The organism is Brucella sp. NBRC 12950, assembly GCF_030268145.1.
Lineage (GTDB): Bacteria > Pseudomonadota > Alphaproteobacteria > Rhizobiales > Rhizobiaceae > Brucella.
The window spans coordinates 222,542-238,476 of sequence record NZ_BSQC01000004.1 but is presented as its reverse complement, the minus strand read 5'-3'; the positions used below and the strand labels follow the sequence as shown (position 1 = coordinate 238,476).

The window sequence follows — 15,935 nt, the reverse complement described above, 5'->3', positions numbered from 1 at the left end:
CATGATATGGTCAAATGAGCAGTTTCTCGATGAGTCTTATGCTCTCAAACAGATATGAGGATAGCCCTATGGCAACCGTAAAGGTCGATAACAGCAATTTTCAGTCGGACGTTCTTCAGTCGAGCGAGCCTGTGGTCGTTGATTTCTGGGCTGAATGGTGCGGTCCTTGCAAGATGATCGCTCCGGCTCTTGACGAAATCGCCGCTGAAATGGCTGGACAGGTCAAGATCGCCAAGGTCAATATCGACGAAAATCCAGAACTCGCAGCACAGTTCGGCGTGCGTTCGATCCCGACGCTTCTGATGTTCAAGGATGGCGAACTTGCCGCCAACATGGTTGGCGCTGCTCCAAAGAGCCGCCTTGCTGACTGGATCAAGGCTTCTGCTGCTTAATCAGCTGAACTTATAAAATAAGAAAAGCCCGGCCATTGAGCCGGGTTTTTTGTTGCGCTCATGCAGCATCAAAAGCGCGTGCATTCAAGAAAGCTTCAATGAACTGAGAAAATCCTGTTACAAAGGAGGCCTATTTCCCCGTGCAGTCTCACAGCTGGTCATCGTTGATGCGGTGGTCGCCATCGTTCGGGGTAAAGAATGCTTATTAATCGTCGTCACGCATTAGGTCTGATGGGAGCCACCGCCGGCACCCTTATCCTTCCAAGCATCGGTCGCGCCAATCAGCGCCGTTCGATCACGATTGCCGTGCAGAAGATCACCAACAACAACACGCTCGACATCTGGAACGAGCAGTCGAATGTTGGCGAGCGCGTCTTCTTCCCGAATTTGTGGGAAGGTCTCATCCTTCGTGACTGGATGGGCAATCAGGGCCCTGTTCCGGGTCTTGCGACCGAATGGAAGCGTCTGGACGACAAAACCATTGAACTCAAGCTGCGTCAGGGCGTCAAGTTCCACAATGGTGATGAACTGACGGCTGAAGACGTCGTCTTCTCGTTCTCGGACGAGCGCCTTTTTGCAGGCACTGAGCCTGCCGGTGGCAAGACGCTTTACGAGGCAAACTTCAAGCCGCAAACTGAAAAAGAACTGCCGGCCGCAATTCCAGGCATTTCGCGCCGTCTGTGGCCAGCTCTTCGCGGCGTTGAAGCTGTCGACAAATACACCGTGCGTTTCCACAACGCGACACCTGACGTCACCCTTGAAGGCCGTCTCTACGCCTTTGGTTCGCAGATCGCCAACAAGCGCGCCTGGAATGAAGCGAAATCCTATACTGATTGGGCACGCAAGCCGGTCACGACTGGCCCTTACAAGGTTGCTGATTATAAGCCTGACGTACAACTCGTTCTTGAGGCTCACGACGAATATTGGGGTGGTCGTCCACCGCTCCAGCAGATTCGCTTCGTGGAAGTGCCAGAAGTAGCAAGCCGCGTAAACGGCCTCATTTCCGGTCAGTACGACTTCGCCTGTGATCTTCCACCTGACCAGATTGGCAATGTTGCCAACAATCCAGGCCTTGAAGTTCAAAGCTCGACCATCTGGAACCATCGTACAACGATCTTCAACACGCAGAACGAAGTCCTGCGCGATCCGCTCGTTCGCCGCGCGATGACCCATTCGATCGACCGTCAGGCAATCGTGGATTCGCTCTGGGCTGGCCAGACCGTTGTTCCGGCAGGTCTGCAGTTTGAAAGCTTCAGCACCTCCGACATGTTTATCGAAGGTTGGGAGCCACCGAAGTTTGATCCTGAACTGGCACGCGATCTGCTCAAGCAGGCCAACTACAAGGGCGATGCGATTCCTTATCGCCTGCTCAACAACTACTATACCAACCAGACGCCAACCGCTCAGGTTCTGGTGGAAATGTGGAAGCAGGTTGGTCTCAATGTCGAGATCGAGATGAAGGAAAACTGGGCGCAGATTCACGATCCAGCAGGCACAAAGGGTGTCCGTGACTGGTCGGCATCCAACAACATCAATGATCCGATCACACCAATGGTGGTTCAGTTTGGCCCGAACGGCGAAGTCCAGCAGAAGAAGGACTGGTCGAACGAAGAGGTCAACAAGCTGTCGGTTATCATGGAAACTTCGACCGATCGCGGAGAGCGCAAGAAGGCGATCAAGCGTATGCTTGAAATCTGCGAGCGCGAAGATCCGGTTTACAACATCCTGCATCAGAATGCCGTGTTTACCGGCATGAAGAAGGAACTGAAGTGGAAGGCTGCTCCGGCATTCGCCATGGATTTCCGTTCGAACAACTGGAACGTCTGATCCTGATGAATGGCTGACGCGTTTACGCGTCAGCCATTTTCCTCTTCATGAAATGCATCTGAAAAATCGCCAGTAACCGCGATTGACCGAGCAAAGGAGAAGACGGTGGCATTCGTCTCCATTCGGGATTTAAAGGTTTCTTTCAGCGGTGTGCAGGTTCTGCACGGTATCAATCTCGACATCGACCGGGGTGAAACTCTGGGTCTGGTTGGGGAATCGGGGTGCGGAAAATCCGTAACCTGGCTGGCAGCTCTTGGGCTTTTGCCGGGAAAAACATCTGTTTCCGGTTCAGTGGTTGTTGATGGTCAACAGCTGATTGGTGCTCCCCGCCATGCGCAGGAAAGCGTTCGTGGCGGTCGCGTTGCAATGATTTTTCAAGATCCAAGCTCGTCGCTTAATCCGGTCAAGAAAGTTGGCCCGCAGATTGTGGAATCATTGTCTCTTCATCGTGGATTGAAGGGCAGTGCAGCGCGGCTTGAAGCAGTCAAACTTATGGAGCGGGTTGGCATTCCGGATGCTGCGAGACGGTTTGATCTTTTCCCGCATGAATTTTCAGGTGGCCAGTGTCAGCGGATCATGATCGCTATCGCATTGGCCGGTGAGCCGGATGTGCTGATTGCCGATGAGCCAACCACTGCACTCGATGTCACCATTCAGGCGCAGATACTCGATCTTCTGAATGAAATCAGGCAGGAAACCGGCATGGCAATCGTGTTCATCAGCCATGACCTTGGCGCGGTGAGTCAGATTTGCGAGCGCGTGTCAGTGATGTATGCGGGCCGGATTGTTGAAAGCGGACAAACTGCAGAACTGTTCGAGACGCCAAAACATCCATACACACTCGGTCTGTTCGATGCCATTCCAAGGCTCGATGGTGGTCGCGAAAGACTACGAGCCATTCTGGGTACGGTTCCCGATCCGCGAAACCTGCCACAGGGCTGCGCCTTTGCTCCGCGCTGCCCGCAAGTCAGCGAGCAATGTGAAAAACACATCCCCGATCTCCGTCAATTAAGCCGACAGAAAGTCGCGTGTTTCAACGCAGCAGACGTGTTGCATACCCATTATACGGATGCGGCAAATATAGCGGGTGCGCTAAAGTCAGAAGGAGCGGCAGCATGAGTTACCTTCTGGAAGCACGCAATCTGGTCCGGACCTATCAGGCGGGCGGTATCTTCAGAAAAGCTGATCCGGTCAAAGCGGTTGATGGTGTCAGCCTGACGATCAAGCCCGGCGAAACACTGGGTATCGTAGGGGAATCTGGTTGCGGCAAATCCACCCTTGGCCGCATGTTGCTTGGCATTGATGACGCCAGCGAAGGGCAGGTGTTTTTTGACGGAAAGCCGTTGCCGCCGCGCAATACGCCTGAATGGCGGAAGCTGCGTGCGCAAATGCAGCTGGTCTTTCAGGACCCACTTGCAGCGCTTGATCGACGGCTGACGATTGCCTCGCAAATCGGCGAGCCTTTGCAGATTCATGGCATGGCCCGAGGCACAGAGCTTAAAGAACGTATCGAAGAACTGATGATATCGGTCGGTCTCCGCCGCGATCAGGGAGATCGCTATCCGCATGAATTGTCGGGTGGCCAGCGCCAGCGTGTCATCATCGCGCGGGCACTGGCAACAAGTCCACGACTGCTGGTCTGCGATGAACCGGTTTCGGCACTTGATGTTTCCATTCAGGCGCAGGTCGTCAATCTGCTGCGTGATTTGCAGGAACGCCACGGCGTTGCCATGGTTTTCATCAGCCATGATCTCAAGGTGGTGCGTAATATCTGCGACCGCGTGGCGGTGATGTATCTCGGCAAGATCGTCGAGGAAGCAAGCTCCGGCGTCATTTTTGAAACACCACAACATCCCTATACAAAAGCGCTCGTTTCCTCCGTGCCTGTTCCCGGCAAACGGCTTGAACATCGCATGATCCTGAAGGGCGAACCACCCAATCCAGCTAATCGACCGGATGGTTGTGTGTTCCATCCCCGTTGTCCGATGGCTGGGTTTCAGTGTCCGACCACAATGCCTGATCTTGAAGTTTCCGGTTACGACCGCAGGACGGCCTGTCACTTTGTCGAGCCGGTTAAAACTGCAGCGTGAGGCTTGAATGTTTTCTTATATAGCGTCCCGCTTTTTTCGTGCAGTGGTCACAGTGTTTCTGGTTATGACCTTCGCTTTCGTTGTGCTGCGCATGTCTGGTGACCCCGCGCAGATCATGCTTGGCCCCGATGCACCGCAGGAATCCATCAATGCTTTTCGCAAGGCATGGGGGCTGGATGACCCGCTATGGGTTCAATATCTCTCTTATCTCAAAGGGATACTGAGTTTTGATTTCGGCGTCTCCATGCGCGACAAGGCATCGGCGATGGATCTGGTCTTGCAGCGCGTTCCGGCTACCCTTCAAATCACGATACCAGCACTGATCATCAAGCTCTGCCTTGGTATTCCTGCAGGCGTCTATGCCGCGTTGCATCGCCAGGGTTTTGCGGATCGTGGTGTTATCACGCTTTCCATTCTTGGTTTCACGGTGCCGTCTTTTGTTCTCGGTCTCGTGCTGGTTCTGATCTTCTCTATCCAGCTGGGTGTGCTGCCATCAGGTGGCAGCGATACGTGGATACACGGCATCCTGCCAACGCTCACCATCGCGATTGGCGGCACGGCAATTCTCGCCCGGTTTTCGCGTTCAGCGATGATCGAGGTTCTGGGCCGCCCCTATATCCGCACAGCTTCGGCCAAGGGTGTAAGCTGGCATGATGTGGTGTGGAAACACGCCTTGCCTAACGCCTCTGTGCCCATTGTCACCATTGTGGGCTTCATGGTCGGCTCGCTGATTGCCGGTGCGGTTGTCGTGGAGACCATCTTTTCATGGCCGGGTGTTGGGCGTTTGCTCGTCGTCTCGGTTGCCAATCGTGACCTCGCAGTTGTGCAATGTCTTCTTCTGATGATCGCAAGCTGCATGGTTGTCTCCAATCTCATTGTCGATGTTCTCTACGGTGTTCTTGATCCGCGCCTGAGATCAAAGGCTGCGCATTAAGGGAGGTTGAGGATGACCGACACAGCTCTTCACAGCACGACCGCAATCCGGGCGCCGGGGCTTATTACCCGTCTGCGCAAGTCAGTACCGGCAAGCGTTGCATTCGCGATCCTCTGGCTTGCTTTGATGCTTTTTGTAGTGATTTTTGCCGATCTTCTCCGGCCCTATCCGATCACCAAAATGGATCTGATGGCGCGTCTTGTTCCACTTGGTACGCCCGGTCATTGGCTGGGCACGGACGAGCTTGGTCGCGATGTCTACTCACGTCTTTTGCAGTCGATCCGTGTTTCCCTAATCATCGCATTTGGTGCGACGATCCTCTCAGCATTTTTTGGAACGCTGCTCGGCTTTCTGGCTGCACGCTTCCGCGGCTGGGTTGAGCAGGTGGTGCTGATGCTGGCCGATTTTCAGGCAGCACTTCCGTTCATGGTGCTGGCACTTGCCGTTCTGGCGTTCTTCGGCAACTCGATGACGCTGCTTATCTGTCTCATGGGGTTTTATGGCTGGGAGCGCTATGCACGCATCGCACGTGGTCTTGCGATTTCCGCCGGTGCCCAGGGTTATGCGAGTGCTGTCGTACAACTGGGGGCGACGCCTTTTCGCGTCTATTTTCACCATATCCTGCCCAATGTCGCCTCCACACTGATCGTGTCGATGACCCTGACGTTCCCGGAAATCATTCTGATGGAATCGGGCCTCTCATTTCTCGGTCTCGGCGTGCAGCCACCCGAAAGCTCACTCGGCAACATGGTTGGCTTTGCGCGTGAATATCTAACGCAGGCACCATGGATCATGCTGGCACCGGCGATGGTCATCGTGCTGACAACCCTCTCAATCTCCCTGCTCGGGGACTGGCTGCGCGACAAGCTGGACCCAACCGTTCAATAGGAATATCGCAATGAAAAAGATCATGGCACATCGCGGCGCACGCAATCTATGGGCTGAAAATTCGCTGACAGGTTTCAGAAATGTGCAGAAACTCGACGTCGATAGCGTCGAGTTCGACCTTCATCTGACAAGTGCCGGTCAGATTCTGGTAATCCATGACAGCACGCTCGAACGCACGACCGATGCGCAGGGCCATGTCCGCGAACTGGATGATGAGACCCGTCGGACCATTCATCTGAAAGACGAACAGGGCGTCATCACCGACGATCATATCCCGACCTTTGAAGAAGTGCTGGATGTGCTCGCAGCCAAGCCTCAACTCGATCTCTATGTTGAGCTGAAGTCTGGCTCAGACGGCAAGCCATATGAAGGACTGGTTGAGAAGGCTGTCGAAATCATCAAGGCACGCGGCATCGAAGAACGTGTCGTTCTGCACTCTTTCGACCGCAGTGTCGTTGAACGCTGTGCCGAAGTTGCTCCACAGATCAGACGTTTGATGTCACTCAACGCTGAATGGGTCGAGCGCAATGGTGGGCTGGAGCATTTCTTCACCAGTGTTGAACCTCTGGTCGATTATGTCGGCGTTCATCACGCGCTGTTTGAAGCCGAATTTGAGCGCATCACCTCGCTTTTCCCCAAGGAACGCCTTGGCGTCTGGACACTGAATGATCGCGCGCTGATTGATCGCTGGATGCAGAGAGACGTCGCTTACATCACGTCTGACAGTCCTGATCTGGTTGTCGCATCGCGACATGCCCTTGCTGAACAACCCGCCTGAAGATCTCAATTCCTCAAATCCATCCAGCCAAACGCAGGAAAAATCCCATGTCTGATCTGCCGCTGCTCGGCGCAGCCGTGCCTTTGTCCTATCTCGAAAACCATCTCGATTTTATCGTTTCTGAAAACCGCGATCTGGAAATCCAGGATTTCTTTGATGTCAGCCTGTTGAAGGGTGATTGGCAAACCCCTGCAAACCGCATCAAAACGCTTCTGGATGGCTATCAGGGACGCCTTGGCATCCATGGTCCGTTCTGGGGACTTAACATGTCGAACGCGGATGAAGACATTCGCAAGATTGTTCGCGAGCGCTACCTGCAGGGTCTCGAAGTCTGTGAATATATCGGCGCGACGCAGATGGTCGTACACAGCCCTTATAATTTCTGGTTCAACAATAATCGCGACAATGTGGCGGGCAGCGCTGAGGACATTGTTGACTATGCCCATGACACACTTGCTTCAGTCGTAAAACGTGCTGAAGAAGTTGGCTGCACGCTTGTGATCGAAAATATCGAAGATATCGATCCAGACCTGCGCCGTATTCTGGCTGATAGTTTCCAGTCGAAGTCTGTAGCCGTTTCCGTTGATACGGGGCACGCGCATTTTGCCTATGGCTCCATGGGCGCGCATCCGGTTGATTATTTCATCAGCCGCGCGGGAAATCGTCTTGAGCATGTTCATCTTCAGGACGCTGACGGCCATGCAGATCGCCATTGGGCGATCGGCGAAGGCACGATCCGCTGGCACGCTGTTTTTGCAGCTTTGTCGAAGCTGGAAAGCAATCCACGCCTTATTCTCGAATTGCGGGATAAGAACAAAATCCAGCAATCGGTTCAATATTTGTTAGCGGCAGGTTTGGCTCGCTAACCGCAACGATTCTGTCTTCTTTTGGCTGCTATGAATGGCAAATGCTTTGCCGCTCATGGCAGCTACTTTTTTATCCTGTCTGTTTTACGCGTCTCTTCAGTGGTTCGCCTATTTTTGATTTTCTGAAGAAAACATAATTAATTCAATGACTAATGAGCTTTGTAATCAACTGGAAAATCTTGTAAATTGCATATCTGATGTCTGATACATCAGATATTGACATATTTAATCAGCTGCTCCAAGATTGCGTAGTAATTTCGGATGACAAGCAGGTGCGCCCTTGCGTGACAGTGTTTCCCCATTTTCACCGATCAAGGTGAAGAGCCTTAGAGATCATGTGCATGACGATCTGCGGGAGGCGATCATTTCGGGTCGGCTGAAGTCCGGCGACAGATTGAATGAGCGACAGTTGGCTGCTGATCTGGGTATCAGCACCAGTCCTTTGAAAGAAGCGCTTCGCCAGTTGGAGGGTGAGGGGCTGGTACGCACGGAAGCGCGACGCGGTACGTTTGTTTCGTTCAATGCGCGACAGGCCGAAGAGATGACGCTGGCGCGTGCAGCGCTTGAAAGCATTATCGCGCGTCAGGCTGCAAAACACGGCGATGAAGAAGCTTTTGCCTTTCTTCGCGCAGTCATTGAGGAAATGCGGGCCGCTGTTGAATCCGGTGATGTGGATGCGCTGATCGAGCTCAATGAGAAATTTCATGATGCCATTCACGAGGCATCGGGATGCGAATATCTGCGACGGCTGCAAAATGCGCAGCGGATGTATGATCATGCGGCACGGGTAACGGTGCTGTCTCGCGAAGATGTGCGTCGACAATCATTTGGCGAACACGAAGCGATCATGCAGGCCATTACGGCCAGAAACGGGGATTTGGCCGAGCGATTGATGCGGGAGCATATCGTGAAAGCGGGGGATACACATATCGAACTGGTCTTCTGACCAGTACCTGGGAGGGTAATATGAATTTAGCGGAATACCGCGGGGTGCTGAGAGGCATCTCGGGCGTGCATGCGACTGCCTATAACACAGATGGCGAGATTGATGCCGCACTAACCACCGAAATTGTTGCACGTATCGCAAAAGCTGGCGTGCATAACATCGTCACCGGCGGCAATACCGGTGAGTTCTACAGCATGACTGTGGATGAAGTGATCCGCCTGCAGGCAATCGCAGTCAAAGCGGCTGATGGCAAAGCTGCGGTAACCGCCGCAGCCGGACGCTCGGTCCGCGATGCGATCAAGGTCTCAAAAGCCGCACAGGCTGAGGGTGCGAATGGCGTGATGATCCATCATCCGCTTGATCCCTTTGCTGCCCCTCATGCACAGGTCGATTACTTTATCGAGATTGCAGAAGCCACCGACCTTCCGATTGTTGCCTATATCCGCTCCGATCTGATCCCGCTGGACGAGATGGTCCGGCTTGCAACCCATCCGAAGGTTGCCGGTGTGAAATTCGCATCGCAGAACACGATGTTGTTCTTTGAATGCTGCCGTGCAACCAAGGGAACCGATGCGACCTGGATTTGCGGTCTCGCCGAAAGCTGGGCACTGCCGTTTTACGCATTAGGCGGACGGGGTTTCACATCCGGTCTCGTTAACGTGGCTCCTGACCGCTCGCTGGCTGTGTGGAACGCGCTGGAAGCTGGCGATTACGCCCGTGCTCGTGCCGTTGTTGAAAGCATCGCCGATTTTGAAACTATGCGGACCAAGTACCGCAATGGTGCAAACGTCACAGTGGTCAAGGAAGCACTGCAAATTCAGGGTCTTGCTGTCGGCGATGTGCGGCTACCGGGCCTGCCTAAACTTGAAACGGCTGACCGCAAGGCGCTCGAAAAGGTCGTTGCGGGTTGGGAGACCGATGCAATTGTCTGAAAAATAGAAAACCGGCGCGTACCGACAGGAGGAAGCGGTGTGTGCGGGACAAGTAAAAAAGGTGGAGGAGAACATGACCAAAGGAATTTCACGCCGCACATTCATGGCGGGGGCCGGACTTGCAACTGGCGCAGGACTTTTGCTGCCCAAGGGTGCTGCATGGGCACAATCGGCAAAGCTGCCATCATCGCCTGTCGCCCTGAATGTCATTGACGCGGCTGGCAATCTCGCGTTGACGCAGCCGATTTTCGACAATTTTGCTTCCGAACAAAAAGCGCTCGTTTCGCGCTTCACGTTCAACAAAGCACCAGCACCGGAACTGCCGGGCAAGATCAAGGCGCAACAGCGCGCCAACCGTATCGATATCGATCTGGTGATTATTGGCCCAGATGCGCTATCGGCAGGGCTTGCTGACGATATCTGGACCGATATCATTGCTCTTCCAGACAATGGCCTGCCAAAATTGCAGGATATCTATCTTGAGCCCGCCTGGCGTATGCAGGAAATGTCAAAGGGCAAAGGCGTTGTGGTTTCCTATTACCCGTCCGGTCCATTGCTTGAATATCACCCTGAGAAGGTCAAGACGCCGCCAAAGACGGCCGAAGAGCTTCTGGCCTGGACCAAGGAAAATCCAAACAAATTCATCTATGCACGCCCGGCAAATTCAGGCCCGGGCCGCACGTTCCTGATGGGCCTGCCTTACCTTCTTGGCGACAGCGATCCGAAAGATCCGGTCAAGGGCTGGGACAAGACCTGGGCCTATCTCAAGGAACTGCACAAGAATATCGAATATTATCCTGCCGGCACCGGAGCTCTGATGAAAGAGCTCGGCGAAGGCACGCGCTATATGACCGCAACTACGACCGGTTGGGATATCAATCCGCGTGCGTTGGGCGTTGTTCCAAAAGAAATGGCAGTCAGCAAACTGGAAGGTTTCCACTGGGTCTGTGACGCGCATTACTTCGCAATTCCGAAAGGCGTTTCCGAAGAAAAGGTCGCGGTCCTGATGGAGTTTATCAAGTTCGCGCTCAAGCCTGATCAGCAGGCCTATTCCTACGATGCGGGCTATTTCTATCCTGGTCCTGCGGTTAAGGATGTCACGATCGAGATGGCACCGAAGGAAAGCCAGGACGTGATTGCCGAGTTTGGTCGTCCGGAATATGCCGACTGGATTGCAAACAATCCGATTGAGTTGCCGCTTGAGCCGGAGGCTCTGGTAGCTGCTTTCCGGCGCTGGGACGAAGACGTCGCAGCCAGCTAAGGCTCCTCCAAAGCGTCAATGGCGGATCATACGGTCCGCCATTAGCCGCCTAAGATCACCACTCAATTTACGGTGCTTGCGTCAATGTCCTTTCAAGAACTTCGGCTTGATCGAATGAGCCGCTCATTTGGAACTTTCAATGCGCTGAGGGAAATCAACCTCACGATTGGAAAAGGTGAGTTCATTGCCCTTCTGGGCCCTTCAGGCTGCGGAAAATCCACGGCGCTTAACTGTATCGCAGGTCTTCTGGGTACGACCGGCGGCGGTATCTATATTGATGAAAAACGCGTCGATCAGCTTAAACCGGAAGATCGCGGTTTCGGCATGGTGTTTCAGAACTATGCCCTGTTTCCACATATGAACGTGCTGCAGAATGTTGGCTTTGGCCTCAAGATGCGCGGTCTTCCCAAAGCCGAAATAGACAAGCGGTCACGAGCAGCGCTGGCACTTGTCAGACTGCAGGGGCAGGAAGCAAAACTCCCCGGCCAGCTTTCTGGCGGGCAACAGCAACGTGTTGCCATTGCGCGCGCTATCGTGATTGAACCGCCTGTCGTGTTGATGGATGAGCCGCTCTCTAATCTTGATGCAAAGCTGCGACTTGAGATGCGCGCTGAGATCAGACGTATTCATAACCAGCTTGGTTCGACGACAATCTATGTGACCCATGATCAGGATGAGGCCTTGTCTCTCGCGGATCGTATTGTGGTGTTGCGTGATGGGGAAATCCGGCAGGTCGGCAAGCCGCATGAGCTTTATGAAGCCCCGCGCTTTCAGGATGTTGCAGCCTTCATGGGCTTCCGCAACGCTTTAAGTGGCAAGGTTGTGCGCGTCGAAGACGGACAGGCAACAATCGACGTATCGGGCAGCGAACTGACAGGGCGCGCGATGGATACGCTGCAGCCTGGAAGTAGCGCCATTATCATGGCGCGCGGAGATGATGTTGTGTCGGGTGAAAAAGGCCGCAACACAATTGCTGCCACTGTCGAGACGATTGAATATCGAGGCCGTGAATATGTCGGCATAGCGCGGACTGAAAGCGGTATGGAAATGGTCTTTCATGGACCGCAGGAAGTTGCGCCGGGCGCAAAGATCACGCTCGGCATCGATGCAGGCCATGCGCTGGTCTTTGCGAGCGAGGCTTAGGCCATGGCGGAAGAACGATTTTCCGAACAGGCTTTGAGCCCCGGCCTGCGTCAAAGGCTCGCCAATCGCGGTTTCGATGGGGTGACACTGCTCATTCTGCCGGCGCTGCTCTTCATTATCGGCGTTTTCATTTACCCGTTTCTCTATGGCCTCGTCCTGTCTTTCAACCCGCTTGATGGCGGCGGAGCACTGGCTAATTATCGCAAGTTCTTCTCTGATCCCTATCTCTATAAAACCATAGGCGCGACACTCTGGCTGGCTATTCCGGTGACGCTTATCAGTGTCCTGTTTGCCGTTCCAATTGCCATGCGCGTGCGGCTGATGCCGCGGCAACGTCTTCTGACGACAATCCTGGTTCTGCCAGTCACTCTGGGAACGGTTCTGATTGCCGAAGGGCTTTTGAATTATCTCGGACCGCAGGGCTGGTTCAGCCGCAGTCTGATTGCCTTTGGCCTGATCGATAATCCGTTGAAGCTCACCAATAATTACTGGGGTGTCTTTGCATCGCTCGTAATTACCGTGTTTCCATTCACTTTCCTGCTGACGCTTTCCTATATTTCCGGCATCGATCCGGCTCTGGAACGTGCGGCAGCAACGCATGGAGCAAACAGCTGGCAGCGCTTCCGCCATGTCATGTTACCGCTTCTGGTGCCGGGGCTTGTGGTGGCCGCATGTCTGACATTCGTGCAGGCTTTTGCGGTATTTCCTTCCGCTGTCCTTCTGGGGGCACCATCCGGCCCCACGCGTGTGATTTCCATTGCCGCGGCGCAGGCAGCTTTCGAGCAATATGATGACTCCATGGCATCATCCATCGCCATGATCATGGCCGCCGTACAGCTGCTTGTGGTGGGTGCTTTGCTCGGCCTTCGTTCGTTCTTCTATCGCGGTTCGACCGCTGGCGGGAAAGGATAGACCATGATCCGCGATACATCTGTCCTTTCAAAGCTCTGGATTACGGTTGTCTGGCTTGTAACGGGCTTCTTCGTTCTCAATGTACTGGCTGTCATTGCCGCGGTTGTCGTCTCGAGTTTTGGCACACGCTGGCTTGGCACATGGCTGCCCGATGCGCTCACAACACGCTGGTATGCCGCCGCATGGGCCGAATTCCAGCTTGATCAGGTGCTGCTGGTTACTTTCCAGGTCGTGTTTGCCGTCGTCATCCTTTCCGGATTTCTCGGGGTGACAGCAGCTTACGCCATGGCGCGTCGGGATTTTCCGGGCAAGAAAATCGTTCTGCTGATTTTCCTTCTGCCGCTTCTGGTTCCGCCCATTACATTTGGCATTCCGCTCGCGACAGTGCTCTACAAGTTTGGCGTTGGTGGAACTTTCTGGGGTGTGGTTCTGGCTAATCTTGTGCCGACGGTCCCCTTTGTCATCCTTGTGATGGTGCCGTTTATCGAACAGATCGATCCCAAGGTTGAAGCAGCAGCGCGGGTCTTTGGTGCGGGCACCTTCAAACTGTTTCTGCATGTTTTGCTGCCAATGCTCACCCCGGGCATTCTTGCAGCCATGCTGCTGGTGCTGGTGCGCACGGTTGCCATGTTCGAACTGACCTTCCTGACGGCTGGCCCGACATCGCAGACGCTGGTGGTCGCGCTTTATTATTCCGTCTTTGCGGCAGGTGTCCGCTCGGTTCAGTCCATTGATGCAATGGCCGTCATCTACATGGTGACATCACTAGTCTGGCTTCTGCTGGCACTGCGCTTTGTCAACCCAACACAGATTGTAGCGCGCAGCCGCCAGCCGTCTGCGCATTGATAGGGCCAAAGGCTTTTAGGCCAGAATTATTCGGAGTGCATGATGAAAATTACGGCCATTGAAACCGTACAACTGCCGCACCTCAACAATATTTTGTGGGTGCAGGTCCATACCGATGAGGGGATCATCGGCCTGGGCGAAACGTTCCGCGGGGCCAATGCGGTTGCTGCCTATATTCACAGCGACATCGCTCCGCAATTGGTGGGCCAGAACCCTCTGGAAATTGATCGCATTTCAAAATTGTTGCTAGAGCCTTATGTCGGCTTCCGTTCTTCGGGTGTGGAGATACGTGCGGCTTCGGCCATTGATATCGCGCTGTGGGATATTTTCGGGCAACTGACCAATCAGCCGATCCATCAGTTGCTTGGTGGTCTCTCTCGTCCCTCTATCCGTACCTATAATACCTGTGCGGGCTATACCTATAACAAGAGCGGCGCCCGTCGTTATATCGGCGATCAGGATGACGCAAAGGAAGGCCCTTACGAAGATCAGCTGGCGTTTCATCGTGATGCCGGAGCGCTTGCGCAAAGCCTGTTTTCGCAAGGTATTACGGCCATGAAAATCTGGCCGTTCGACCCCTTCGCGGTGAGCAGTGGCGGCAATTACATTCACGCCACCGATCTCGACAAGGCGCTGGTTCCATTTCGCCAGATTCGCGATGCGGTGGGCGATCAGATGGAAATCATGGTCGAGTTTCATTCGATGTGGGATCTGACATCGGCACTGACGATTGCGCGTGAACTCAAAGCCTTCAGGCCATTCTGGTCGGAAGATCCTATCAAGATGATGAACCCGCAGGCGCTGGCCGTTTATGCGCGTCAATCCGGCATTCCCGTCTGCGCCAGTGAAACTATGGCAACTCGTGCGCAGTTTCTCGATGTGCTGCGTGCCGACGCATCCGATTATGTGATGCTTGACATTTCATGGTGCGGCGGGCTTTCCGAAGCAAAGAAGATTGCAACCATGGCCGAGGCGTTCCAGCGCCCCATAGCGCCGCATGATTGTACTGGTCCGGTGGTTTTCGCAGCCTCGATCCATCTTTCTCTCAATGCGCCCAATGCGATTTTTCAGGAATCTGTGCGCGCCTATTACACCTCATGGTATCGCGATCTGGTGACTGTGATGCCACGCATCGAAAAGGGTGTGATCTATCCGTTTGAAGGTGCCGGTCTGGGACTCAAACTCTCTGACTTTGTTCTTGATAACCCCGATGTCGTCCGTCGTAAAACGGGGAATGTGTAATGGCCCATTTTCGCTGCATAGCCGATCTGCGCGGACAACTCACTGAAAGCCCTGTCTGGGATGACAGACGTAAAACGCTGTTTGCATGCGATATCAACGGGCAGAAAGTTTATGAGATTGATCTCGATAAAGGGCCTCTGCGCGAATGGTCTTTCGAGACTGCAGTTCCTTGTCTCGGGCTTGCGGAAAGCGGCCGACTGGTCGTTTCTCTTGCGCGCGAGATTATCCTGTTTGATCCCGAAACATTGGAACGCCAGACTCTTTGGGATGGTTATGACGAACCGGAAACATCGCGCCTGAATGACGGCAAGATTGGACCGGACGGAGCCTTCTGGATCGGGAGCATGGATGCGCGTCCACAGCGTGAAGCCATTTCAAAACTCTATCGTGTGACTGCTGATGGCAAAGCCGAAATCAAGGCGGAAGGCTTTGAGATTTCCAACGGTCTTGCATGGACTGCCGATGCTGCAACGATGTTCCACACAGATTCCCGTGGGCCATGGATTGATCGCTATGATTTTGACGTCGAAACCGGATCGATAAGCAATCCCACCCGCATTGCTGATCTCGATGAAGAGACGGGACGTCCTGATGGTGGTGCCTGCGATAGTGATGGCCATTACTGGAGTGCCGGAGTTTCTGCCGGTGTCCTCAACCGCTTTGATCGCAATGGAAAGCTGCTCGATCGCATAGCGGCTCCTGTTCCTGCACCGACAATGCCATGTTTTTGCGGCCCGGATCTTACGCTTCTTGCCGTCACGTCTCATCGCCTAGGAGCATCTGAAACATTGGAAGCTGCACCGCAATCAGGTGGTATTCACCTCATGCAGGCGCCTGTTGCGGGTGCGAAAATTGCCAGAATGAAGGGAGTCTGAACG

General features: G+C 54.0%; 16 protein-coding genes. All 16 read left to right on the top strand.

Going from position 1 to position 15,935, the window contains the following annotated elements; genetic code table 11:
• Positions 1–68 precede the first annotated feature (68 nt).
• The 16 genes from trxA (at position 69) to QSJ70_RS08450 (ending at position 15,932) form a co-directional block, all read left to right on the top strand.
• Positions 69–392, top strand: a complete 324-nt coding sequence (trxA, locus tag QSJ70_RS08525; RefSeq protein WP_007872546.1) for a thioredoxin — start codon at positions 69–71, stop codon at positions 390–392.
• 198 nt (positions 393–590) lie between these two features.
• Positions 591–2,219, top strand: coding sequence for an ABC transporter substrate-binding protein (locus tag QSJ70_RS08520; protein ID WP_285535751.1), 1,629 nt, complete (start codon positions 591–593; stop codon positions 2,217–2,219).
• Between the two features lie 105 nt (positions 2,220–2,324).
• Positions 2,325–3,338, top strand: coding sequence for an ABC transporter ATP-binding protein (locus QSJ70_RS08515; protein ID WP_285535749.1), 1,014 nt, complete (start codon positions 2,325–2,327; stop codon positions 3,336–3,338).
• Positions 3,335–4,309: an ABC transporter ATP-binding protein gene (locus QSJ70_RS08510; RefSeq protein ID WP_215775849.1), complete on the top strand. Its 975-nt coding sequence runs from the start codon at positions 3,335–3,337 to the stop codon at positions 4,307–4,309. The genes QSJ70_RS08515 and QSJ70_RS08510 overlap by 4 nt, the downstream gene beginning before the upstream one ends.
• Before the next feature lie 7 nt (positions 4,310–4,316).
• On the top strand, positions 4,317–5,243 hold the full coding sequence (locus QSJ70_RS08505; protein ID WP_064322252.1) for an ABC transporter permease: 927 nt from the start codon (positions 4,317–4,319) through the stop codon (positions 5,241–5,243).
• A 12-nt stretch (positions 5,244–5,255) separates the two neighbouring features.
• Positions 5,256–6,131, top strand: coding sequence for an ABC transporter permease (locus QSJ70_RS08500; protein WP_105519070.1), 876 nt, complete (start codon positions 5,256–5,258; stop codon positions 6,129–6,131).
• A gap of 10 nt (positions 6,132–6,141) precedes the next feature.
• Positions 6,142–6,909 (top strand): glycerophosphodiester phosphodiesterase family protein, encoded by a 768-nt coding sequence (locus QSJ70_RS08495; protein ID WP_215775850.1) that lies wholly within the window; start codon positions 6,142–6,144, stop codon positions 6,907–6,909.
• Between the two features lie 47 nt (positions 6,910–6,956).
• Positions 6,957–7,775, top strand: coding sequence for a sugar phosphate isomerase/epimerase family protein (locus QSJ70_RS08490; RefSeq protein WP_215775851.1), 819 nt, complete (start codon positions 6,957–6,959; stop codon positions 7,773–7,775).
• A 337-nt stretch (positions 7,776–8,112) separates the two neighbouring features.
• Positions 8,113–8,721, top strand: a complete 609-nt coding sequence (locus QSJ70_RS08485; protein ID WP_007872579.1) for a GntR family transcriptional regulator — start codon at positions 8,113–8,115, stop codon at positions 8,719–8,721.
• Positions 8,722–8,741: 20 nt separating this feature from the next.
• A complete protein-coding gene (locus QSJ70_RS08480; RefSeq protein ID WP_007872583.1) occupies positions 8,742–9,653 on the top strand; it encodes a dihydrodipicolinate synthase family protein in 912 nt (303 codons plus the stop codon).
• A 73-nt stretch (positions 9,654–9,726) separates the two neighbouring features.
• Positions 9,727–10,914: an extracellular solute-binding protein gene (locus QSJ70_RS08475; protein ID WP_007872585.1), complete on the top strand. Its 1,188-nt coding sequence runs from the start codon at positions 9,727–9,729 to the stop codon at positions 10,912–10,914.
• Between the two features lie 84 nt (positions 10,915–10,998).
• Complete coding sequence (locus tag QSJ70_RS08470; protein WP_007872587.1) at positions 10,999–12,057, top strand: ABC transporter ATP-binding protein; 1,059 nt, start codon at positions 10,999–11,001, stop codon at positions 12,055–12,057.
• A gap of 3 nt (positions 12,058–12,060) precedes the next feature.
• Complete coding sequence (locus QSJ70_RS08465) at positions 12,061–12,969, top strand: ABC transporter permease (RefSeq protein ID WP_079212486.1); 909 nt, start codon at positions 12,061–12,063, stop codon at positions 12,967–12,969.
• A 3-nt stretch (positions 12,970–12,972) separates the two neighbouring features.
• Positions 12,973–13,815 carry an ABC transporter permease gene (locus QSJ70_RS08460; RefSeq protein ID WP_007872592.1) on the top strand — a complete coding sequence of 281 codons (843 nt, stop codon included), beginning with the start codon at positions 12,973–12,975 and terminating at the stop codon, positions 13,813–13,815.
• A 42-nt stretch (positions 13,816–13,857) separates the two neighbouring features.
• The gene (locus tag QSJ70_RS08455; RefSeq protein WP_285535951.1) at positions 13,858–15,057 is read left to right on the top strand and encodes a mandelate racemase/muconate lactonizing enzyme family protein; all 1,200 of its coding nucleotides are present in this window, start codon (positions 13,858–13,860) and stop codon (positions 15,055–15,057) included.
• Complete coding sequence (locus QSJ70_RS08450; protein WP_285535739.1) at positions 15,057–15,932, top strand: SMP-30/gluconolactonase/LRE family protein; 876 nt, start codon at positions 15,057–15,059, stop codon at positions 15,930–15,932. The genes QSJ70_RS08455 and QSJ70_RS08450 overlap by 1 nt, the downstream gene beginning before the upstream one ends.
• The last annotated feature ends 3 nt before the right edge of the window (positions 15,933–15,935 follow it).